This is a genomic window from Rothia sp. ZJ1223 (assembly GCF_016900985.1).
GTDB lineage: Bacteria > Actinomycetota > Actinomycetes > Actinomycetales > Micrococcaceae > Rothia.
In genome coordinates this window covers 130,299-151,294 of the sequence record NZ_JAFEUT010000001.1, presented here as the reverse complement: position 1 = coordinate 151,294, position 20,996 = coordinate 130,299, and the positions used below count along the sequence as shown (strand labels likewise).

Genomic DNA, 20,996 nt, shown 5'->3' with positions numbered 1-20,996 from the left:
TGATGAGTAAAGTAAATGTCACAAAAGCACCAAAAACCGCGAAAAATAAGGGTTCAGATGCAACACACCCCCCTGTCAAATCTCTAACCTGTTGGTTCTGAGAGAGTTTTACAGACATAATGTCTATGTGACAACTGCAACCCATACACCCAGTAAGTCCGCACATGCGACTCTGAACCGACCCAACGCTGTATCAGTAGGCACCGTTGTTTGGTTGGCTTCTGAGCTCATGTTCTTTGCCGGACTATTCGCAATGTACTTTACGCTCCGTGCTGCACGCCCAGACATTTGGGCAGAAAACGTGCATCACCTCGAGGTTCCGCTGGCGCTCGGTAACACTATCGTGCTCGTTTTGAGTTCGGTTACCTGCCAGTTTGGTGTCTTTAAAGCTGAGCAGCTGAAACCTCGCCGCACCGGCTCACTCTTTAACTTCAAAGAGTGGGGCATGATTGAGTGGTTCTTGTTGACCTTCCTCATGGGTGCTTTCTTTGTTTCAGTTCAGGCTTATGAATACTCAAACCTCGTGTCAGAAGGCATGACCATCGCTTCTAGCGCATACGGCTCAGCCTTCTATATCACCACTGGCTTCCACGCACTTCACGTGACCGGTGGTCTTGTGGCCTTCTTGTTCATTATTGGACGCGCTTACGTCGCTAAGCGTTTTGGGCACTACGAAGCAACTTCAGCAATTGTTGTTTCTTACTACTGGCACTTCGTTGATGTGATCTGGATTGTCCTGTTCTACATCGTTTACTTCTTGAAGTAAACCTTGAAGTGAAACTTTAAACTCAGCATATTTAGCACACACTAAAGGAAATCAACGTGAAGGCACTTTCTCAAAAGCGTCGCCATCCGCTGGCTGCTGTTGTGTTGCTTGCAATCGCTCTGCTCCTTACCGGCGGCCTCTACGCAGTGGCATCCGCAACCAACCAGGCGCAGGCTGCTGTTAGCACCGCATACAGCGAGCAGGACGTAACCGAAGGTGAAAAACTCTTCGTTTCAAACTGTGCAACCTGCCACGGTATGAACGCCGAAGGCTCTGCAGATGGCCCCTCCCTCGTAGGTGTGGGTGCAGCTGCAGTTGACTTCCAGGTAGGTACTGGTCGTATGCCCATGCAGATGCAGGGCACCCAGGCACAGCTTAAACCTGCGCAGTTCAACGATGAACAGACTCGTCAGCTTTCAGCTTACGTAGCTTCATTGGGCGCCGGTCCCACCATTCCCGAAGCAGAGTACCTTGATGTTTCAAAGGGCGATGCTGCAAATGGCGCCAAGGTATTCTTGGCTAACTGCGCAATGTGCCACAACGCTGCTGGCGTTGGTGGTGCTTTGACCCGAGGTAAGTGGGCACCCACTTTGATGGGCGTTTCAGAAAAACACATCTACGAAGCGATGGAGACCGGTCCTCAGAACATGCCTGTCTTCAACGATGCAAACATCACCCCCGAAGAGAAGCGTGACGTTATCACCTACTTGAAGTCCCAGGAAGTTAACGCTTCACCCGGTGGCTTTAAACTCGGTTCACTCGGTCCCGTTTCTGAAGGCTTGTTGATCTGGACCTTGGGTCTTGGCATCGTTATTGCTTTCACCATTTGGCTCACCTCGCGTGCAGCCTAATGAATCGCACACACATTATTTGAAATAGTTCTAGGAAGATTGAGGCATCACATGGGAAACCATCGTGACGGCGAACAGGTTAACACCTCAGCCGTAGTTACCTCTAACGAGGCAAGTAAGGAGAAGTTCCATGATCCGGGACTTCCTCCGCACTCCCCGCGTCTCACCGACGTCGATCCTAAGCAGAACAAAAAAGCAGAACGCCAGGTCTCACTTCTCTTCGTAGTTTCGATTCTTGGTGCACTCCTTTTCTGGTTTGCTTATTTTGGCATTCGCGCAGAAGGAAACTTCTACGATGTCACCAACCCCGCAGCGAACAACGCTCTGCGCCTGCAGAACCTGTTCCTGGGTCTCGGTATCGCTCTATCAATGTTCGGCATTGGTATTGGTATCGTTCACTGGGCACGCGCTCTTATGCCCGACCACGAAATGGTCGAAATGCGCCACCCCGTTTCTTCTGAAGAATCCCGTGCAGAAGCACAGGAAATCATGGAAACCATCTTGGACGAGTCAGGCATCAAACGTCGCCCCTTGTTGCGTAACACCCTGATTGGTTCAATCATTCTTGCTCCGCTGACCTTCGTCACCCTCTTCCGTGACCTCGGTCCGGCTGATCCCTCGGTGCTCAAGCACACCCTGTGGGATCAGGGCGTTCGTTTGGTTCGCGACCCCTCAGGTACCCCGATCAAGGCTGCTGATGTCACCATCGGTTCTGCTTACCACGTGCTACCTGAGAACCTTCAGTCATTGACTCACGAGACCGGTTATATCGAAGAAAAGGCTAAGGCCGTAGTTCTTCTGATGCGTATCGATCCTGACGAGCTCAATATCTCTGAGGATCGTAAAGACTGGAACGTAGACGGCATCTTGGCTTTCTCCAAGGTTTGCACCCACGTGGGCTGCCCCATCGCTCTGTACGAGCAGCGCACCCACCACCTGCTGTGCCCCTGTCACCAGTCAACCTTTGACGCCGCTAACGAGTGTGAAGTTATCTTCGGACCGGCTGCACACCCGTTGCCCCAGCTTCCCATCACTGTGGATGAAGAAGGTTACCTGGTTGCTCAGAGTGACTTCCACGAGCCTGTTGGTCCCGGTTACTGGGAGCGTGGCAAGCACGTGAAAGAAATGGCAGGTGAAGCTTAATCATGGCTCAGCATATCGTTGAAACTGAGAATAACTACCAGGCGAAAACTGCTACCGGTAAGATCGCTAACTTTGTTGATACCCGCGTGGGTCTGTCAGGCATCGTTCGTGAATTCGGTCGTAAGATCTTCCCCGATCACTGGTCATTCATGTTCGGTGAAGTTGCACTCTACAGCCTGGTTATCCTGATTATCTCGGGTACTTTCCTGACCTTCTGGTTCAACCCCTCAATGGCATCTGTAACTTATGACGGCACCTACCTGCCGCTTAAGGGTGTTCATATGTCTGCAGCTTACGCATCTGCTTTGGATATCTCTTTTGATATCCGCGGTGGTCTTCTGCTGCGTCAGATTCACCACTGGGCAGCACTGCTCTTCATGACTGCTTTGACCATCCACATGCTCCGCGTGTTCTTCACCGGTGCTTTCCGTCGCCCCCGCGAGCTTAACTGGCTCGTAGGCTGCGGTCTGTGGTTGCTCGGTATCTTTGCTGGCTTCACCGGTTACTCACTGCCTGACGATGTTCTCTCCGGTAACGGTCTGCGCATCGTTGACGGTATCATGAAGGCTATTCCTTTGGTAGGTACTTACCTGTCAATGTTCTTCTTCGGCGGTGAGTTCCCTGGAACCCTGCTGATCAGCCGTTTGTACTCACTGCACATTATGGTTATTCCTGCCCTATTGTTGCTGCTCGTAGCAATCCACCTCTTTATGGTGATTGTTCACAAGCACACCCAGTACCCCGGTCCCGGTCGCACCGAAGAGAACGTTGTTGGCTTCCCTGTAGGTCCCGTATACGCTGCTAAGGCTGGCGGCTTCTTCTTCATCGTCTTTGGTATCATCGCGCTTCTTGCTGCGACCTTTACCATCAACGCGATTTGGAACTACGGTCCCTACGACCCCTCACCCGTTCAGGCAGGTACTCAGCCTGACTGGTACGTAGGTTTCGGTGACGGCGCCCTGCGTCTATGGCCCGGTGTTTTCCCCTGGTCATGGTTGATCGACACCCCCATCGGTACCTTTGTACTGGCAGTTCTCTTGCCTTTCATGCTGGCAGGCATCCTCGTGATGTTCCTGTTCGGTTGGCCTTGGATCGAGCGTTGGGTTACCAAGGACAACCGCGTCCATAACATTCTGGATCGTCCCCGTAACGCTCCCTTCCGTACCGCTGCCGGTGCAGCCGGTGTTACCTACTACGCAGTGATGATGATTGCGGCAAGCTCCGACTTGATCGCAACCCACTTCCACGTTTCGTTGAACGATGTTGCATACGTTCTGCGTTTCCTCTGGTTCTTTGGACCTATCATCGCCTTCATCCTGGTACGCCGTATCTGTCTCTCCTTGCAGCGCAAGGACCGCGAACTGGTACTGCACGGTATTGAAACCGGTAACGTTGTTCAGCTCCCCCACGGTGAGTTCATTGAGGTTCACAAGCCCCTCGATGAATACCAGCGTTACAAGCTCGTAGCTTTCGAGTCACCCGAGTACCTTGCCGCTCAGCCTAACGCTAAGGGTAAGATTACTCTCGCTGAGAAGAGCCGAGCACGCGTTTCTAAGTTCTTCTTTGAAGATCGCGTAGCACCTGTTACCCCGGCTGAGCTTGAAGCTGCTCACGGTCATGGTCATCACGACCATGAAGCCGTTGAAGCTGGTCCCAAGCCCACCGGCACCCTCGGTGGTCACTCCAACCACTAAGGTTCACAGGCTATAAAAGATGCCCCGCACAATATGTGCGGGGCATCTTTTGTTAACCGGAAACGCTATTTTGCGGATGCTGGCTGGAGCTAAAGTGCGCTGGGGTAACTCCAAAGAAAGTCTCCTAAACAGCCAGAGACTCCCCTGCCCGAAGGAATTTTCCGGTGCCATGGGAGTTTGAGATGAGCACACAAAGGTGGGTAGCTCTTCCGCCCTTCCCCTTACCTGTATCTGGGTATGAGGACGTTCCAGTGCCGGCTAGCAGACATTTTTAAGGCTTTTTAGCGGGTTATTTTCTCCAACGTGCTTCTTATAGAGATTCACCGCAATCACTGCGAAGCCCTCCTCTTGGGTTCTGCTTCTAACGGTCTCAGGCTCAGCTCCTGTCATCGGCAGAAAAGGGATCTAAGGATGTTTTTGGCAGTTAGCTTACGATAAGGCACAGAACTAAGCCTTCTTACCGTCTTGGCTCTGCCGCAGATGCTCGCCCCTCTATATATACCTTTCTAAGGCATTGGGGGTAGTTCTTACTAAAGAAGGCTGCTCACCGACATGCTGATGGTTTAGAGGCTCCTTTGCGGTATTAGAGAGATAATTCCTGAAGTACTACCAGCATGTCGAGACAACCTCTAAAACTCGGATGATAATGAGAGCCGCGGATTTTTTGTTGCCTGCTAGATTAATGGCCTCAGCGCTAAAGACTTTTTGCATCAGCGACGCAGTGGGGACGACCAAAGCTCCGTACGTATTTCTTATGGCTCTGTGAGGTCAAATATCTCCTCTCAGCAGTACAAGGGCTAGCATCTGTTGGGTCAATAAATCCACCCACTCTGAACGGCTGTACTCGGCTACAGTCTTGTAGGTGTGGCGTAGAGCTATGAGAAACACACTTGGGGCTGGTAGAACTCATTGAGTAAGACAAAACTCATCCTCTATAAACGGCACCTCACTCGTGACAGTTTTCGTACGGGGCTGAGCCCACTCATGCAACGTGCGCTCACCGCTAGATATAGAAAAAATGGTCGGTCTCAGAAAATTCTGAGACCGACCATCTGTCAGTATGCTAGGGCGCTTTCACTTTTAGTGTGAGTGCGCTCCGCGGTTGTATTCGTAGACCCAGCCTACAAGAGCTGCGATTGCTACGGGCAGTGCCAGGAGAAGTACCCACCAGGCAACAGCCAAACCAACGACTGCAATGGTGCATACGATACCGATCACCAAGGGCCACCATGACCACGGTGAGTAGAAACCGTAAGCGCCAGCCTGGTCAGCAATTTCTCCGTCCAGATCCTCGTAAGGCATGTCCGGGTGCTTCTTATCAGTGAAGCTCAGGAACCACCAGAGGAAAAGACACATCACTGCGGTTGCCAGAATTGCAGGGAAACCTGCCCACTCAGTGAAGTCAGTCATAAAGCCGTAGACAACGCCTACAGGAATCAAGAAAACACCGATGATGCCGAAGATATTCGAAAGAAGTTTCATTCGATTAGCTCCTTACGCTGTCAGTTGCTGCGCGGCGTGCCGCTGCTGCAACATCGTGGTTAGTGGACAGCTCGGGGTGGTGCAGATCCAACGCAGGACGCTCGGAGCGGATGCGGGGAAGAGCAGTGAAGTTGTGGCGCGGAGGGGGGCATGAAGTTGCCCATTCCAGTGAGCCACCGAAGCCCCAGGGGTCATCTACTTCAACCTTCTTGCCGTGGCGGCTGGTTGAGTAGACGTTCCAGAACCAAGGAATCATGGAGACTGCCAGGATCATTGAACCCACGGTTGACATCTGGTTCATCCAGGTAAAGCCGTCTTCGCGCAGGTAGTCTGCGTAACGACGGGGCATACCGTCAACGCCCAACCAGTGCTGTACAAGGAAGGTGGTGTGGAAGCCGATGAAGAGCAACCAGAAGTGAATCTTACCGATCTTTTCGTTCAGCATCTTGCCGGTGAACTTGGGCCACCAGAAATAGAGACCCGCGAACATACCGAACACGATGGTGCCGAAGATGACGTAGTGGAAGTGTGCTACCACGAAGTATGAGTCAGACAGGTGAAAGTCCAGCGGCGGGGTTGCCAAGATAATACCGGTCAAACCACCGAAGAGGAAGGTAATCAAGAAGCCGATAACCCAGAGCAAGGGGGTTTCAAAGGTGATTGACCCCTGCCACATGGTGCCGATCCAGTTGAAGAACTTCACACCGGTGGGAACACCAATCATCATGGTCATGAAGGAGAAGAAGGGAAGCATGACCGCACCGGTGACGTACATGTGGTGTGCCCACACGGTAACCGATAGCGCTGCAATCGAAATCGTCGCGAAGATCAGACCCTTGTAACCGAAGATGGGCTTACGTGAGAATACCGGGATAATCTCTGAGACGATGCCGAAGAAGGGCAGTGCCAGAACGTAAACCTCGGGGTGACCGAAGAACCAGAAGAGGTGCTGCCAGAGAACTGCGCCACCGTTTTCGGGGTCAAAGATGTGACCGCCCAGACGACGATCCATACCCAGAGCAAACAAAGCAGATGCCAGCGGCGGGAAAATCATGATGATCAGGATTGCGGTGATCAGGGTGGTCCAGGTGAACACGGGCATACGCCACATGGTCATACCGGGGGCACGCAGGCAGAGGATGGTGGTCAAGAAGTTGACGCCACCCATGATGGTGCCGAAGCCCTGAAGCGCCAGACCGAAGACCCAGAGGTCACCGCCGACTGAGGGGCTATAGGTAGCGCTGTTCAGCGGTGCATACGCGAACCAACCGAAGGATGCTGCACCCTGAGGGGTAATGAAGCCTGCGATTGCTACGAATGAGCCGAAGAGGAAGAACCAGAAAGCCAGTGAGTTCAGACGAGGGAAAGCCACGTCAGGCGCACCAATCTGTAAAGGAACCAGGATGTTAGCGAATGCGGTAAACAAAGGAGTACCGAACATTAGCAACATCAAGGTGCCGTGCATGGTGAAGAGCTGGTTGAACATTTCCTTGGTCTCAAGGAACTGCATGCCGGGAGCAAAGAGCTCCAGGCGCATCAGCAAGGCCATCAGACCGCCAAAGCAGAAGAAGATGAACGCTGAGATGAGGTACATGTAACCGATGGTCTTGTGGTCGGTTGAGGTCAACCAGTTAACGATGATTCGACCTTTTGACTTGGGAACCACGCGAGGGGCTACTGAACCTGTACCTTCGGTTGAATATTCAAAAGTAGACATTTTTTCACCCCTTATTTCTTAATCTCGTTGAGGTTGGGATTGCGGTTGTACTCATCACCGAGTCGACCTACGTTTTCCATGTCCTCAAGCGACTGGATGTAAGCGTCGTAGTCTTCCTGAGAAACGACCTTAACGTTAAAGAGCATTTCTGAGTGGTACTCGCCGCAGAGCTCTGCACACTTACCTGCATAGGTTGCAGGCTCTTCACCGGTGGTGAAGTACATGTGGTTGGTCTGACCGGGCAAGGTGTCGCGCTTTTCCAAGAAAGCGGGAACCCAGAAGGAGTGAATAACGTCGCGGGTCTTGAGCTGCAGATCAACGGTGGAGTTAACAGGGAGGTAAAGAGTGGGAAGGGTTGCTGAAATCCCGTCTTTACCGTAAACCATGTCTTCTTCAGCCATCTGCGGACCTTGGGGGTTATCCTGTGTGCTCAGGCGAGCCTGAACACCGGAGAAGTAAACGCCCTCGTTGATGTAGTTGAAGTCCCATGCCCACTGCTTGCCGTATACCTCTACGGTAACGTCTGCGTTGTCAGCCTTGGGAGCGGTGATTGCGCGTTCTGCGCTATCGGAGAAGCTGAAGAGGCTGACGATCATGATGACCGGCGCAATGGTGTAGAAAATTTCCAGCGGTGCGTGATACGCGAGCTGGCGGGGGTAACCGACTTCATTCTTGCGACGACGGTAGGCGATGAAGCACCAGAGCATCAGACCCCAAGTAATAAGGCCTACTACCAGTGCTGCCACCCATGAACCAATCCAAAGATCCATGATGGTGTCGGCATTGTCGGTCACACCGCGTTTGGTGGGTAGCCAACCCACCTTTGCCTGATCTGAACATGCTGTCAGAAACAAAGCGGAAGCCAGGGTTAATGCTGAAACCTTCAGCCCCTTGTGCTTGCGGCTGCTGGTTCGATGCTGCGAACTCACAGTCGGCCCTTCCTTTTTGGTGTGCGTGAAATCCTTGGATACCGTGTGTGGACAGTGTTTACCCAAGAAAAAACTTTCATACACGAGCTTACCCGTTCTTGGCGTGTTGTGGTGACAACCTGTCACTTATTGCAGTGTGTTGTGCGAAGTATTTCATCTGTGTGTCGTGATGATCTGCATTCCAAGCCCTCGCACTGGTGTCTAGAACCACTGAGGACGGCCTCTGGGACACAAAAAAGCTGGCTACCGGGGTACACAGTAGCCAGCTTTTTGATGGAATGACTCGTGCAGGTGATAACTACCCGTTCAAGGCTTAGTTGAAGGAGTCACCGCAGGCACATGAACCCTGAGCATTGGGATTATCAATAGAGAACCCCTGCTTCTGGATAGTGTCCTCAAAGTCGATAGTTGAACCATCGAGGTAGGGAACGCTCATGCGGTCAACAATAACTTCAACGCCGTCATAGTCGCGGACGGCATCACCGTCGAGTACGCGCTCATCAAAGTAGAGCTGGTAAATCAGACCTGAGCAGCCACCGGGCTGAACGGCTACGCGCAGACGCAGGTCGGTGCGTCCTTCCTGTTCCAGCAATGCGCGTACCTTACCTGCGGCAACGTCGGTGAGATTAACTCCGTGAGTGGGCATCTCGGTTGCAAGCGCTTCAGTAGTCATGGGATAAACCCTTTCGTAGCTAGACCAGCCGGTGCGGTTGGTCAGAGTTCTCATAGTTTTTCTGTCACCTATAACTCTAAAAGTTATCGGTCTATTCCGCCAGAAATAAAAATTCTTCCGCGGCGCGTCTTTACTGGGCAGATGCGCTGAGTTCTGCCAGCATGAGCGCCTCAGCAAGTATTGCTTTCTCAAAATCGGGGAGGTACAGCGATTCGTTGGCACTATGTGCTCGAGTATCAGGATCTTCGATGCCCGTGATGAGAATATCTGCGCCGGGGAAAACCTCGGTGAGATCGGCAATGAATGGGATTGAGCCTCCCAAACCGGTGGTGACGGGGTCGACCTGCCATGATTCTTTGAAGGCGGCGAGTGCCAGCTGTGCCCCGGCAGAGGATGTGTCGGTGCTAAATGGCTGACCGGAATCGTCTGCGGTGTAAGTAACCTTTGCCCCCATCACGTCAAGATTCTTCAGGTGATTTTCGAGAGCGGCATGAGCTTGCGCAGGGTCTGATCCGGGTGCCAATCGCACGCTGATTTTTGCGCGCGAGGTAGCAGCAATAGTGTTAGAAGCTGTCTCGACGCTGGGTACATCCATACCAATGATTGAAATAGCTGGCTGCGCCCATAGGCGAGATGCAATGCTACCGGTTCCAGCAAGTTCAACCGAGTCTAGAATGCCAGAGTCTGCCCTGAAGTTAGCTTCAAGGTATTCAACCTCAGGTTCAGGTGCATGAATTAAACCTTCAACTGCAACTGAACCTTGAGAGTTGTGAAGTGATGCCAGGGTACGCACCATCACAGTGTGGGCATCAAGGAGGGGGCCTCCAAAGACCCCGGAATGAACATTGTGGTCTGCGACCCTGACAGAAATCGTGCCGCTAGCAACTCCTCGCAAGCTAGTGGTGAGAGCAGGTACGCCCACCTGCCAGTTTGACGAATCAGCAACGATAATGACGTCTGCTGCTAACTTATCGCGGTAAGTGTTCAAAAAATTAGTAAAGCTGGGTGATCCCGCTTCTTCTTCGCCCTCGATAAAAAGGGTTACGCCAGCCTTGAAGTCATCACCCAGTACCGTACGGGTAGCTTCAAAAGCTGCAAGGTGGGCTAAGACGCCTGCCTTGTCATCGGCAGCGCCGCGTCCGAACAAGCGATCGCCCTTACGGGTGGCGACGAAGGGGGCGGTTTGCCACTCTTTGAGATTTCCCACCGGTTGAACGTCGTGGTGGGCATAGAGCAAAATGGTGGGATGCCCCGGTGCCGCTTCTTTGCGTGCAACAACGGCAGGCATACCGGCTGTATTTTCAGGACCGTAGGTAGCGGTCAGGATTTCAACCTGCTCGAAACCCACCGCGAATGCTAGTTCTTTTACTTTTTCAGCGCTACGTTCCACCTGCGATAAATCGTAGGCTTCCCACGCAACTGACGGAATAACAACTAGCTCTGTCAAACGCTGTAGAGTGTGTTCAAAATTGCTACGGACCTCTGCTTCGAGAGTATCTTTGGCACGAAACTGAAATTCTGGTGAGATATTCATAGAACAAGCCTACTCCCGAATACGCATAGTGCTTGTATCTTCGATATTCTTATAGGGTGTTAGGACGAAATAAAAAGAACGAGAAATCCCCCGCCACTCACGGGTCGGTAGCAACCTCTACTGCAGCTACTGACAACGGTGAGCAGCAGGCAGTTACCGAGAACTCAAAGAAGACAACCCCGCCTAAGGGACGCCCCACCCCCTCGCGTAAGCAGCAACAGGCTGCCCGTAAACAGCCACTGGTTCCTGATGACCGCAAAGCAGCAAAAGAAGCGCAACGTCAGCAGGCACGTGAACACCGCCTGCGGGAGCAAGAAGCTCTACGCACGGGCGAAGAACGTTACCTGCCGCTACGTGATCGCGGTCCCCAGCGCCGTTTCATTCGCGATTATGTAGACGCGCGCTGGAACGTTGGCGACTTCGTCATTATCGCTCTGCTCATTTTCTTCTTGGCGTCACTTTTCTTGGGTCAATATCAGCTAGAAACCACCATAATTATGTGGGGTCTTATCTTGCTCTGGGCATTTGATACCTGGTTGGTATGGCGCAAGATTAAGGCACGTCTTGTGGAGAAGTTCGGTGACGTTGAACCGGGCTCAGCAATGTACACGATGAACCGTGTTCTCATGATCCGCCGCATGCGTCTACCCAAACCTCAGGTTGCCCGCGGGCAGTACCCCAAGTAATTCGCTGAGGGATTATAACCTAAAAGGGCTACGACTGATACACAGTGGTAGCCCTTTTATAGTACTCTTACCGTTTAGGAATTACGACGCAAGGCTTTGAGACCGCGGTTGATGCGGTATGCCCACAGCGGCCCCTCATACAGAAAAGCTGTGTAGCCCTGCACCAAGTCCGCGCCCGCGTCCAGGCGATCTTGTACATCTTGAGCGGTGGTTACACCGCCAACCGCGATGAGAGCTAGCTGCTCCCCCACTTCTTCCTTGAGAATGCGCAGGACCTCAAGCGCTCGCGAAGCCAGAGGCTGACCGGAAAGACCACCGGCACCAATCGCATCAATTTTCTCGCGGGAAGAAACCAACCCCATACCGTTCCGGGCGATAGTGGTGTTGGTGGCGATGATTCCATCGAGCTTTAGCTCCAGAGCCATGCGCGCCACATCGATGATGTCTTCATCGGCAAGATCCGGGGCGATCTTCACGGTGAGCGGCACCCTACGATCGGTGACAACGCGGTCAGCTTCAGCGCGCACTGCCTCCAGCAGAGGCTTAAGAGTTTCCACCGCCTGGAGATCGCGCAAGCCAGGGGTGTTGGGTGAGCTAACATTAACCACCAGGTAGTCAGCCTGCGGTGCTAGGGTGCGGGTGCTCATGAGGTAGTCTTCAATTGCGTCCTCAAGTTCAACCACCTTGGTTTTGCCGATATTGACGCCCATGATGGGGCGAACGCTCTGACCGTAGTCGTGGTCAAAATCAGCGCGTGCGGCTGCTAGTCGCGGACCAACCGATGCGGCCCCGTCATTGTTAAAGCCCATGCGGTTGATAACAGCTTTATCGTCAACTAACCGAAAGAGACGAGGCTTGGGATTTCCCGGCTGAGCTTGACCGGTCACGGTACCAATCTCAATATGACCGAAACCCAGGTTGCCCAGAGCATTGATAGCTCCGCCCTTTTTATCAAAACCGGCTGCCACGCCAAAGGGCGAGGGAAAGGTCAGACCCATAACAGTTGTCTGTAGGCTGGGGTGCGGAGCCAGAAAGCGCCGTGCTACTGAGCTCACGCCCACCTGCCGTAAGAAATTAACGCCCCAGTATCCCACCTGGTGGGCTTTTTCTGGGTTCATCGGAGTAAAAAATACTTTGAAAAATGTGGGGTAAATGCGCATGGGCTGACCTCGGTTTCTGATTTCGATGCGAATACTGCTACTTTTTAGCTATCTTGTCGACGGCGCCGCCGTATCTGCGGTCGCGTTGGGCATACTGTTCGACTGCTTCCCAGAGCGTTAGACGGTCAACGTCAGGCCATAGAACGTTCATAAAGACCATCTCTGCATAGGCACTTTGCCAGAGCAAAAAGTTTGAGAAACGCTGTTCGCCGCTGGTGCGCAGAAAAAGGTCTACATCGGGTAGGTCAGGTTCATCGAGGTAGCGCTGGAAAATCTTTTCGTTAACACTCTTAGGTTTAATTTTGCCGTCTAATACATCTTGAGCGATGGCAGCAGCAGCGTCCGCAATTTCGGCACGTCCGCCATAGTTTACGCACATGGTGAGGGTACAGACCGTATTATTTTTGGTCTCTTCTTCGCACTGCTCAAGCTGGCGAATCACTGATTTCCAGAGTTTAGGACGCCTACCTGCCCAGCGAATGCGAACACCCCAGCTTTTGAGGGTTTCAAGCTGGCGGTCTAATACGTCGGTACAAAAGCGCATGAGGAAGCTGACCTCATCCAATGAGCGCTTCCAGTTTTCTGTGGAAAAAGCGTAAGCAGACACGTGGGGAATGCCCATTTCAATAGCACCTGCCACGACGTCCAGCAAAGCCGCTTCACCAGCCTTATGTCCCTCGTTACGGGGCAAGCCGCGCTCGTTCGCCCAGCGACCGTTGCCGTCCATTACCACCGCAACGTGCTGGGGAATGAACTGGCGCGGAATGGCAGGAGCTGTAGCACCACTGGGGTGAGCATAGGGCTTAACGTGCATTGGTGTCCTTCACTAGAGCGTCCAAAGTTTTTACGGGTTTTTCAAGGTGCCAGCGTACGTAGAGCGATACAAGATACAGTGACCTCGACCGAACGGTATGCTCTGTGAGGGTATCTACGTGTTCCCAGCGTCCTTGAAAAACTGCGCGTATATACAATTTTACGGCATCGCTCAGCGGGTAGAATCGATCAGCCAACGAAGCAGCGCATCCTGCGTCAACAAACCCATATTCCGGGGAAAAATAGTTGGCACTTTCTGCGGCACCGCACACTGAACAGGCATCAAGAACAATACTCCACCCTGCTAACGCCATCGTACGCAAAGCAAAAGCATTAAGTACATCAAGGGGGTGGTGGCTGGCTTGGGCTAGCGAAGATAAAGCACCAGCTAACACATTGAAGAAAGCGACCTGCTGCTCAATATCGTAGGTAGTCAAGGCTTCGGTGAGCTCCGATAGCACGCATGCCACGGTAAAAGCATCGTAGTCCCCCATAATCGCTGCCGTATAGGCTTTGCGAGTTACTACCTGAGAAACAGTATCGAGATTTTTGCCCTTCACCAGCGAAAGGTCAACCACCATAAAGGGCTCAAGACGGGCACCAATTTTAGAGGAGCTACGACGAACTCCCCTAGCCACAGCGTGAACAACCCCGTGCTGCTGGGTCAGGGCAATAATAATACGATCCGCCTCACCCAATTGCTGGGTGCGCAACACAATGGCGATATCTCTGTACGAGCGAGAAGAAAGGGCTGAAGCATGACTCACTTCCCCATTATCTCACGCCTACATTTCTCGAGACACAAGAACAGAAGGGGCGAAAGAAAAAATCCCTCGCCCCTTATTACCTTCACTTCGCTAACAAAGCTGCAGCTTAGGCAGCAACCTCATCGCGCAAAGCACGGTTAACCGCACTAATCATAGCCTTCAAAGACGCGCGAGTTGTCGAATTATCGATGCCGATACCCCACAGCACGCGACTACCCACAGCAGCCTCAATGTAGCTTGCTGCCTGAGCATTAGAGCTGGCACCCATGGTGTGCTCTGAGTAATCCATCAGACGCACATCGACCCCCTCTGCTGAGAGGATCCGCTGCATCGCATCGATAGGACCATTACCGTGACCGGTGCGTTCAAAGCGGTGCCCATCAATGAGCAAACCGATGCGCAAGGCGGTATCGCCGTTCTCTTGCGAGTCGATGTTGATGGTGTCAATACGGTACTTGCCCCAGCGCCCTTCAGCGGTGTGCGCAGGCAGGTACTCGTCGTGGAAAATCTCCCACAGGCTTTCACTACTGAACTCCCCGCCCTGGCTATCGGTACGGCTCTGCACAATCTGTGAGAACTCGACCTGTGCGCGGCGGGGCAACTCGATACCGCGATCACGCTTAAGCAGATAAGCAACGCCACCTTTACCCGACTGGGAATTAACGCGAATAACCGCTTCATAGCTGCGTCCGACGTCCTTAGGATCAATTGGCAGGTAAGGTACTGCCCAGACCAAATCCCCAACCGAGACACCCTGCTCAGCGGCGTCGGCTTCCATGACCTCAAAGCCCTTCTTAATCGCGTCCTGGTGCGAGCCAGAGAAAGCGGTAAAGACCAAATCGCCACCGTAGGGTGAACGTTCATGGACTTTCAGCTGGTTGGCATACTCAACAGTACGGCGAATCTCATCAATATTCGAGAAATCAATCTCTGGGTCGATGCCCTGAGTGTAGAGGTTCAGCCCCAGAGTCACCAAATCTACGTTGCCAGTGCGCTCGCCATTGCCAAAGAGGCACCCCTCAATACGGTCAGCGCCCGCCAAGTAGCCTAGCTCTGCTGCCGCAACACCGGTGCCGCGGTCATTGTGGGGGTGCAAAGAAATAATGATGTGCTCACGATTGGTGAGGTGGCGACCCATCCACTCAATCGAGTCAGCATAAACATTGGGGGTAGCCATTTCAACGGTGGCGGGTAGGTTCACAATAACCTCCCGGCCCTCACCGATTTTGAGTTCATCGGTAACCGCGTTACATACACGTACAGCAAATTCGAGCTCTGTACCGGTGAACGATTCGGGTGAGTACTCGTAGCGCACCTTAGTATTGCTCTGCAACTGTTCCTCGTACTTCATGCACAGGCGGGCACCGTTCAAAGCAATGTCAAGAATACCGTCCTGATCCTGCTTAAAAACAACCTTGCGCTGGAGAATCGAAGTGGAGTTGTAGAAATGGACGATAGCCTGTGGTGCACCGTCAATAGCCTCAAAAGTACGTTGAATGAGGTGTTCCCGTGCCTGAGTCAATACCTGAATGGTGACATCTTCAGGAATGTGACCGTCTTCAATGAGGGTGCGCACAAAGTTGAAGTCTGTCTGTGAGGCTGAGGGGAAGCCAACCTCGATTTCCTTGTAGCCCATCTTCACGAGCAGAGTAAACATCGCCAGCTTGCGCTCGGTATCCATGGGGTCAATCAGTGCCTGATTGCCATCGCGCAAATCTACGGCGCACCAGCGAGGCGCCTTGGTAATGACCTTTTCAGGCCAGGTGCGATCAGGCAGCGAGATATCAATCTGATCTTGGAATGAGCGGTACTTATGAACCGGCATGGGTGAGGGCTTTTGCTGATTTACCACGGTTTTAATCTTCCAGATGTGGGGGTGAATAGTTGAACGGCTAACTCTAAAGCACACAAACACCGCAGCGAGGAAGTCAGTCCTAGTGGGTAAACTCGCTGCGGCTCAGGAGCTCTCGTCGCATGATAACCGTCATCACACTCTCAAAGTAGCAGATGGCAACTACCTATCCCCTACCCCTCTCGCCTTGTCTCAATATTTGGTCTCTGGTGGTGGTAAATAAAACCCCGGAACCGTTCGTGAAGAAGGTGCCCAGGGCGGAGCCTTGGGTGAGATTTAGTAGGAAAATGACTGCTGACAGGTCACCTGGTCAGCGGTCTGACCGGTGGCACCACCTGCGATTTCGGTGGCGCTCTGCCCCAGTACATCCCCTTCTGCAAAATCAGTGCCAATGATGATTTCGATAGCGGTGGCTACACCAGAGGGAGCGACCGCGGTGATACCCAGCTTCTCAGCGATCTGCTGTGCCTCAGCCTCAAAGCCATACGGGTAAGAGATAGAGGATGCAGCGTACTCGATGTCGCTTTCGCTACCGGAAACAGCAGAGTAGTCAAGGGATTCTACGAGCTTGACGATGTGCTCTTCGCGATTATCGGCACCAGAGGCATTGAGTACGTTGACCTCAATGAGGGTCTGGTAAACGATTTCCTCGGTTGCAGGAGTCTCAGCTGACTTCTCCTCACTGGCAGCTTCGGGTTCCGGTGCTGGCTCGATGAGGCTCTCATCATTGCGTAGCTTTTTGAAAACGGTGGAGGCTTCAGTAGAAAGCTGAAGCTTATTGGTATCCAGTTCATAAGGTTCAGTCGGAACAGTAGCGAACACAACCTTACCCAGGTCAACCTGACCAAAAACCGCGCCCATGCCCGCCAGCGTCCGCACGTTGGTCAGCCCTTCATCAACAGTCACGTTTTGAGTAATAGCTTCAGCGATGTTCAAAAGCATACCGGGGTTGGTCAGTGTACCTTCAGCCTGAACCTTACGCAGCAGCGCAGCCATGAAGCCCTGCTGTGCCTGAATGCGACCGGTATCAGAACCATCACCAAAACCGTGGCGTGAGCGCAAGAAAGACAGTGCCTGCTCACCCTCAACAGTTGAGATGCCCGCAGGCAGTTTGAGACCTGAGTATGAGTCATCAATTTCTTGGGTGACACACACCTGCACACCGCCCACAACCTGGCTTAAAGACTTCACAGCGTTAAAATCAACCAGCATAAAGTGATCAATATTGACGCCGGTAATTTTAGAAATGGTGGCTACAGTACAACCGGGACCACCGCGTGATAACGACTCATTGATCTGGGTATCTTCGGTGGCAGGGTAGACGGTGTCAGTTTCAGTATCGGTACACTGCGGAATATCAACCATCAAATCGCGAGGAAAAGACAGTGAGGTAATACGCTTGCGGTCCTTGCTGACCTGAACTAGCATCATGACATCTGAACGTGCCGCTGACTGACGGTCAGACTCATCACCGTAATCAGCGTTAGCGCCAGCACGGGTATCTGAGCCAATCACCAAAATATCAAGGGCGCCGTTTTCAAGCTCAGCGGTTTTCTCGCCAAGGTTGAGGGCAGCGGTTTGAACGTTGTTCTGCAGGCGCAAAAAAACGAAGCCGCCAAGACCCAGCACAAAGACTAAAGAAGCAACTACTGCAAGGGCGAGCCAACGGAATCGGTGGGAACGTTGGGGTTGCTGGCGCATGTGGCGACCAGCAGCTGCATACCCTTTGTCCTGGTGTGAAGCCATCTGAATTGAAAACCTGTTCTATACCTATACTGCTCGGTGCATTGAAGGGCCCCGGAGCATAACCTTTAGTCTAAATGTCAGCTTAAGCTGGGAGAACCTGAGGCTAGAAGCCCAGTCTGCCTAGTGCCTTGGGGTCTCGCTGCCAGTCTTTAGCGACCTTGACATGAATATTGAGGTAGACTTTGGTTCCCAGGAGCGCCTCGATATTTTGACGTGAGGTTGCCCCAATTTCTTTCAGACGCGAACCACGTTTACCGATAATAATAGCTTTCTGCGAATCACGCTCCACGTAAAGATTGACGTGAATATCAAGCAGAGGGTTGTGCTCGGGGCGACCTTCGCGCAGAGACATTTCCTCAACGGTGACAGCTACAGAGTGCGGCAGTTCATCGCGCACACCCTCCAAAGATGCCTCACGTACAAGCTCAGCCACCAGAGTTGCCTCAGGCTCATCGGTCAGCTCACCCTCCGGGTACAGCGGGGGCGAATCGGGCATCCGTGATGCCAGCAGCTCAGCGACCTGCTCCACCTGGTAGCCATTGACTGCCGAGACAGGAATAATATCTGCCCAGCCACCCTTGCCATCATTTGCCGGGGTGGACGCGGTTGCACCGGTTTTGCGACGCTGAGCAGCGGGCCCTGAATCCTTACGGAAAGGCAGAGCCAAATCACCCTTTTTGCGTGAAGTCTGCTTGCGTTTGCGCTCGGCACGCACCGCGCGCTCAGCGCTCATGATTTCCTCACCCATACGCGAAACCTCAAGAAGCTGCGCCGCCAGGTCTTCCTGACTCACGGTATCTGCCTTGGTTACAATCGCCACGATAGGCTTGTTACCCGCAGCAGCGAGCTGGGTAGCGATGTAACGATCACCGGGACCGATTTTCTCATTAGCCGGAATGCAAAAACCGATAACATCAACCTCAGCCAGAGTCTGCGCCACCAAATCATTCAGACGCTCACCCAGCAGAGTGCGGGGACGGTGCAAACCGGGAGTGTCTACCAAAACCAGCTGAAATGCGTCCCGGTGTACAATACCGCGAATAGTGTGACGGGTGGTCTGGGGGCGGTTAGAAGTGATTGCTACTTTCTGCCCCACCAGCGCATTCGTCAACGTAGACTTACCTGCGTTGGGGCGTCCGACGAAAACCGCAAAACCTGCCTTGTAATCATCGGGGAAAGAAGCAAAATCCATACCGTCTCCTCATAAAACATCAAAATAAATGAAACCTTTGGAGTTTACTTTACCCCGTGATGGAACCCTGTGGTACCTCACCAAGCAATCACGCACTGTGATTCTTTGCCGAGCACCTCATAATTCATCCAACCAGTAGCTGCCGCCCAACAGGTACCAACAGACACAGAAAAGGGGCTACCTATCAAGAAGATAGACAGCCCCAAAATCCTTACGGAGTCACAGCAGGTTTAGGTTCTGCCCAGACCAACAAGGTTGCAATCTGGTTGCGTCTGCCCTGAGTGCCAATAGCGCGAATATGAAGACCCTCGACCACCACTTCACTACCAATGATTGGCACACGTCCCAGGTGCTTCGACAGCAGACCGCCCACAGTTTCGACCTCTTCATCCTCAAGATCTACATCGAGGGTCTCCCCCAGTTCTTCAATACTCAAACGTGAGCTAATCTTGAAGGTACCATCTTCTTGCCTCACGACCTCGGGTTTATCGTTATCATACTCATCGGCAATTTCACCCACGAGTTCCTCGATGAGATCCTCCAAAGTCACCAGACCTGCGGTTCCACCGTACTCGTCAATCACAATCGCGACATGTGTAGATTCGCTCTGCATCTGCTGTAGCAGCTCCAAAGCTCGCTTAGACTCGGGCTCAAAGCGCGGCTCACGCATGACCTCAGCAACGGTAGGCAAAGTCTTACCATCTGCAGCGTCCACATAGTTCTGGGTAACGTCCTTGAGGTACAACAAACCCTGCACATCGTCAACAGTCTCGCCCAACACAGGCACACGGGAATAGCCCGAACGCAACATCAGATGAAGCGCGTCCTGCAAATCTTCGTCCAGTCCAACCGTCACCATATCGGTGCGGGGCACCATAAGGGAGCGAATAAAGGTTTCATCCATCTCAAAGATAGAGTGAACCATCTGTGCCTCTTCGTCCTCGATAGCGTCTGAGATGGTAGCGCGATCAACGAACTCTCGCAGCTCTTCTTCCGTGAAGTAACCGGCTTTTTCTTCAGCTTCGGTGGGATTTCTACGCTTGGTCCAAGCAATCATCAAATCGGGTAGCGGACCCAAAACGACCCCAAAGAAAGTGATAATCAGACCAAAAAATCTGAACACCATGTAAGAGTTAGCGCGCCCCAACTGACGCGGTGCAGTGCTGAAGAAAACAAAACCCACCGCGCTCATCACCAGCACGGTAATGATGGTCGCTAACCAAGAAACCCCGGCAAAATAAGCAACAAAGAGGAAGAAAAGTACCGTTGCCGCAGTCTCAAAAATAACGCGCCAGAACCTGACGGCAAACATGAACCGTCCAGTTTCTTGCAGCAACGTCAGTGTACGACGCGGAGATTCTTTGATACGCTTTGCATCTGCGCGCGAAAGGTAGACAAAAGCTGACTCCGCAGCTGTCATCACATAGCACAAAAAGACCAGAAGAACACAGCCCAGTATCAGAAGTACAGGTATCACCGCTTAGTGCCTCGTCTCTACGGGAGCTTCACGTCCCAAAAACTCTCTGAGAATATTGCGCTGAATACCGAACATCTCAGCTTCTGCCTCAGCGGTAGCGTGATCGTAACCCAGGCAGTGCAAAATTCCGTGGACTGTCAAAAGGCACAGCTCATCAAGAGTACTGTGACCGGCATCCGCGCCCTGACGAGCAGCAACCGGCGGGCACAGCACAATATCGCCAAGCACTCCCTCACTAGGTTCATCAGGAATTCCCTCGACCATCTCGTCCATGGGAAAAGACATCACATCGGTAGCGCCGGGTAGATCCATCCACTCCAGGTGAATACGCTCCATCTCGTCCTCACCCACCACATTGACAGAAAGCTCAGTATCGGGTGAAAGGTAAAGACGCTCAAAGGCGAAGCTCACCAAGCGAGTCAGCTCAGCAGTATCAACCTCAGCAAAAGATGCGCGCACCTCAACCGATGCGTTATCGCCGGGTTCTTCGATATCAAATTCAACTGCCACGTTC

At 52.7% G+C, this 20,996-nt stretch carries 18 protein-coding genes; 5 read left to right on the top strand and 13 right to left on the bottom strand.

The window, feature by feature from the left end; translation table 11 throughout:
* Positions 1-127 precede the first annotated feature (127 nt).
* Genes JTP09_RS00685 through JTP09_RS00670 form a run of 4 tightly spaced genes read left to right on the top strand, consistent with a single transcriptional unit; the run spans position 128 to position 4,454 of the window.
* Entirely contained in the window at positions 128-766 is a 639-nt protein-coding gene (locus tag JTP09_RS00685) for a heme-copper oxidase subunit III (protein WP_204875904.1), read from the top strand.
* A gap of 56 nt (positions 767-822) precedes the next feature.
* Positions 823-1,617, top strand: a complete 795-nt coding sequence (locus JTP09_RS00680) for a c-type cytochrome (protein ID WP_204875903.1) — start codon at positions 823-825, stop codon at positions 1,615-1,617.
* Positions 1,618-1,668: 51 nt separating this feature from the next.
* A complete protein-coding gene (locus JTP09_RS00675) occupies positions 1,669-2,760 on the top strand; it encodes a ubiquinol-cytochrome c reductase iron-sulfur subunit (protein WP_204875902.1) in 1,092 nt (363 codons plus the stop codon).
* A 2-nt stretch (positions 2,761-2,762) separates the two neighbouring features.
* Positions 2,763-4,454 carry a cytochrome bc complex cytochrome b subunit gene (locus JTP09_RS00670; protein ID WP_204875899.1) on the top strand — a complete coding sequence of 564 codons (1,692 nt, stop codon included), beginning with the start codon at positions 2,763-2,765 and terminating at the stop codon, positions 4,452-4,454.
* A 1,080-nt stretch (positions 4,455-5,534) separates the two neighbouring features.
* Here the strand turns inward: JTP09_RS00670 and JTP09_RS00665 are convergent.
* The 5 genes from JTP09_RS00665 to JTP09_RS00645 all read right to left on the bottom strand — a co-directional run bounded on the left by JTP09_RS00665 (position 5,535) and on the right by JTP09_RS00645 (position 10,789).
* Positions 5,535-5,936, bottom strand: a complete 402-nt coding sequence (locus JTP09_RS00665; RefSeq protein ID WP_204875898.1) for a cytochrome c oxidase subunit 4 — start codon at positions 5,934-5,936, stop codon at positions 5,535-5,537.
* Between the two features lie 4 nt (positions 5,937-5,940).
* Positions 5,941-7,653, bottom strand: a complete 1,713-nt coding sequence (gene ctaD / locus JTP09_RS00660; protein WP_204875896.1) for a cytochrome c oxidase subunit I — start codon at positions 7,651-7,653, stop codon at positions 5,941-5,943.
* Between the two features lie 11 nt (positions 7,654-7,664).
* Complete coding sequence (gene coxB, locus JTP09_RS00655) at positions 7,665-8,582, bottom strand: cytochrome c oxidase subunit II (RefSeq protein WP_204875894.1); 918 nt, start codon at positions 8,580-8,582, stop codon at positions 7,665-7,667.
* Positions 8,583-8,895: 313 nt separating this feature from the next.
* Complete coding sequence (locus tag JTP09_RS00650; protein ID WP_204875892.1) at positions 8,896-9,255, bottom strand: iron-sulfur cluster assembly accessory protein; 360 nt, start codon at positions 9,253-9,255, stop codon at positions 8,896-8,898.
* 130 nt (positions 9,256-9,385) lie between these two features.
* Positions 9,386-10,789, bottom strand: a complete 1,404-nt coding sequence (locus JTP09_RS00645) for a dipeptidase (RefSeq protein ID WP_204875890.1) — start codon at positions 10,787-10,789, stop codon at positions 9,386-9,388.
* 56 nt (positions 10,790-10,845) lie between these two features.
* Here JTP09_RS00645 and JTP09_RS00640 point away from each other — a divergent pair, with 56 nt between their 5' ends.
* Complete coding sequence (locus JTP09_RS00640; protein ID WP_204875888.1) at positions 10,846-11,475, top strand: DUF3043 domain-containing protein; 630 nt, start codon at positions 10,846-10,848, stop codon at positions 11,473-11,475.
* 74 nt (positions 11,476-11,549) lie between these two features.
* Here JTP09_RS00640 and JTP09_RS00635 read toward each other — a convergent pair whose 3' ends face one another.
* The 8 genes from JTP09_RS00635 to ybeY all read right to left on the bottom strand — a co-directional run bounded on the left by JTP09_RS00635 (position 11,550) and on the right by ybeY (position 20,992).
* Positions 11,550-12,635: a quinone-dependent dihydroorotate dehydrogenase gene (locus JTP09_RS00635; protein ID WP_204875886.1), complete on the bottom strand. Its 1,086-nt coding sequence runs from the start codon at positions 12,633-12,635 to the stop codon at positions 11,550-11,552.
* A gap of 37 nt (positions 12,636-12,672) precedes the next feature.
* Complete coding sequence (locus JTP09_RS00630) at positions 12,673-13,449, bottom strand: isoprenyl transferase (protein ID WP_204875884.1); 777 nt, start codon at positions 13,447-13,449, stop codon at positions 12,673-12,675.
* A complete protein-coding gene (recO, locus tag JTP09_RS00625; RefSeq protein WP_204875882.1) occupies positions 13,439-14,215 on the bottom strand; it encodes a DNA repair protein RecO in 777 nt (258 codons plus the stop codon). The genes JTP09_RS00630 and recO overlap by 11 nt, the downstream gene beginning before the upstream one ends.
* 106 nt (positions 14,216-14,321) lie before the next feature.
* Positions 14,322-16,040, bottom strand: coding sequence for a 2-isopropylmalate synthase (leuA, locus tag JTP09_RS00620; RefSeq protein ID WP_239478574.1), 1,719 nt, complete (start codon positions 16,038-16,040; stop codon positions 14,322-14,324).
* Positions 16,041-16,343: 303 nt separating this feature from the next.
* The gene (locus JTP09_RS00615; protein WP_204875878.1) at positions 16,344-17,813 is read right to left on the bottom strand and encodes an LCP family protein; all 1,470 of its coding nucleotides are present in this window, start codon (positions 17,811-17,813) and stop codon (positions 16,344-16,346) included.
* 103 nt (positions 17,814-17,916) lie between these two features.
* Positions 17,917-19,005: a GTPase Era gene (locus JTP09_RS00610; protein ID WP_204875876.1), complete on the bottom strand. Its 1,089-nt coding sequence runs from the start codon at positions 19,003-19,005 to the stop codon at positions 17,917-17,919.
* Positions 19,006-19,216: 211 nt separating this feature from the next.
* On the bottom strand, positions 19,217-20,482 hold the full coding sequence (locus JTP09_RS00605; protein WP_204875871.1) for a hemolysin family protein: 1,266 nt from the start codon (positions 20,480-20,482) through the stop codon (positions 19,217-19,219).
* 3 nt (positions 20,483-20,485) lie between these two features.
* Complete coding sequence (gene ybeY / locus JTP09_RS00600; RefSeq protein WP_204875870.1) at positions 20,486-20,992, bottom strand: rRNA maturation RNase YbeY; 507 nt, start codon at positions 20,990-20,992, stop codon at positions 20,486-20,488.
* Positions 20,993-20,996: the final 4 nt, after the last annotated feature.

What these genes read in the sequence shown, in the direction of transcription:
- JTP09_RS00675 (WP_204875902.1), top strand. Translation starts at nt 1,669, where the DNA reads ATGGGAAACCATCGTGACGGCGAACAGGTTAACACCTCAGCCGTAGTT.
- JTP09_RS00670 (WP_204875899.1), top strand. Translation starts at nt 2,763, where the DNA reads ATGGCTCAGCATATCGTTGAAACTGAGAATAACTACCAGGCGAAAACT.
- JTP09_RS00665 (WP_204875898.1), bottom strand. Translation starts at nt 5,936, where the DNA reads ATGAAACTTCTTTCGAATATCTTCGGCATCATCGGTGTTTTCTTGATT.
- ctaD (WP_204875896.1), bottom strand. Translation starts at nt 7,653, where the DNA reads ATGTCTACTTTTGAATATTCAACCGAAGGTACAGGTTCAGTAGCCCCT.
- JTP09_RS00650 (WP_204875892.1), bottom strand. Translation starts at nt 9,255, where the DNA reads ATGACTACTGAAGCGCTTGCAACCGAGATGCCCACTCACGGAGTTAAT.
- JTP09_RS00645 (WP_204875890.1), bottom strand. Translation starts at nt 10,789, where the DNA reads ATGAATATCTCACCAGAATTTCAGTTTCGTGCCAAAGATACTCTCGAA.
- JTP09_RS00635 (WP_204875886.1), bottom strand. Translation starts at nt 12,635, where the DNA reads ATGCGCATTTACCCCACATTTTTCAAAGTATTTTTTACTCCGATGAAC.
- JTP09_RS00630 (WP_204875884.1), bottom strand. Translation starts at nt 13,449, where the DNA reads ATGCACGTTAAGCCCTATGCTCACCCCAGTGGTGCTACAGCTCCTGCC.
- leuA (WP_239478574.1), bottom strand. Translation starts at nt 16,040, where the DNA reads ATGCCGGTTCATAAGTACCGCTCATTCCAAGATCAGATTGATATCTCG.
- JTP09_RS00615 (WP_204875878.1), bottom strand. Translation starts at nt 17,813, where the DNA reads ATGGCTTCACACCAGGACAAAGGGTATGCAGCTGCTGGTCGCCACATG.
- JTP09_RS00610 (WP_204875876.1), bottom strand. Translation starts at nt 19,005, where the DNA reads ATGGATTTTGCTTCTTTCCCCGATGATTACAAGGCAGGTTTTGCGGTT.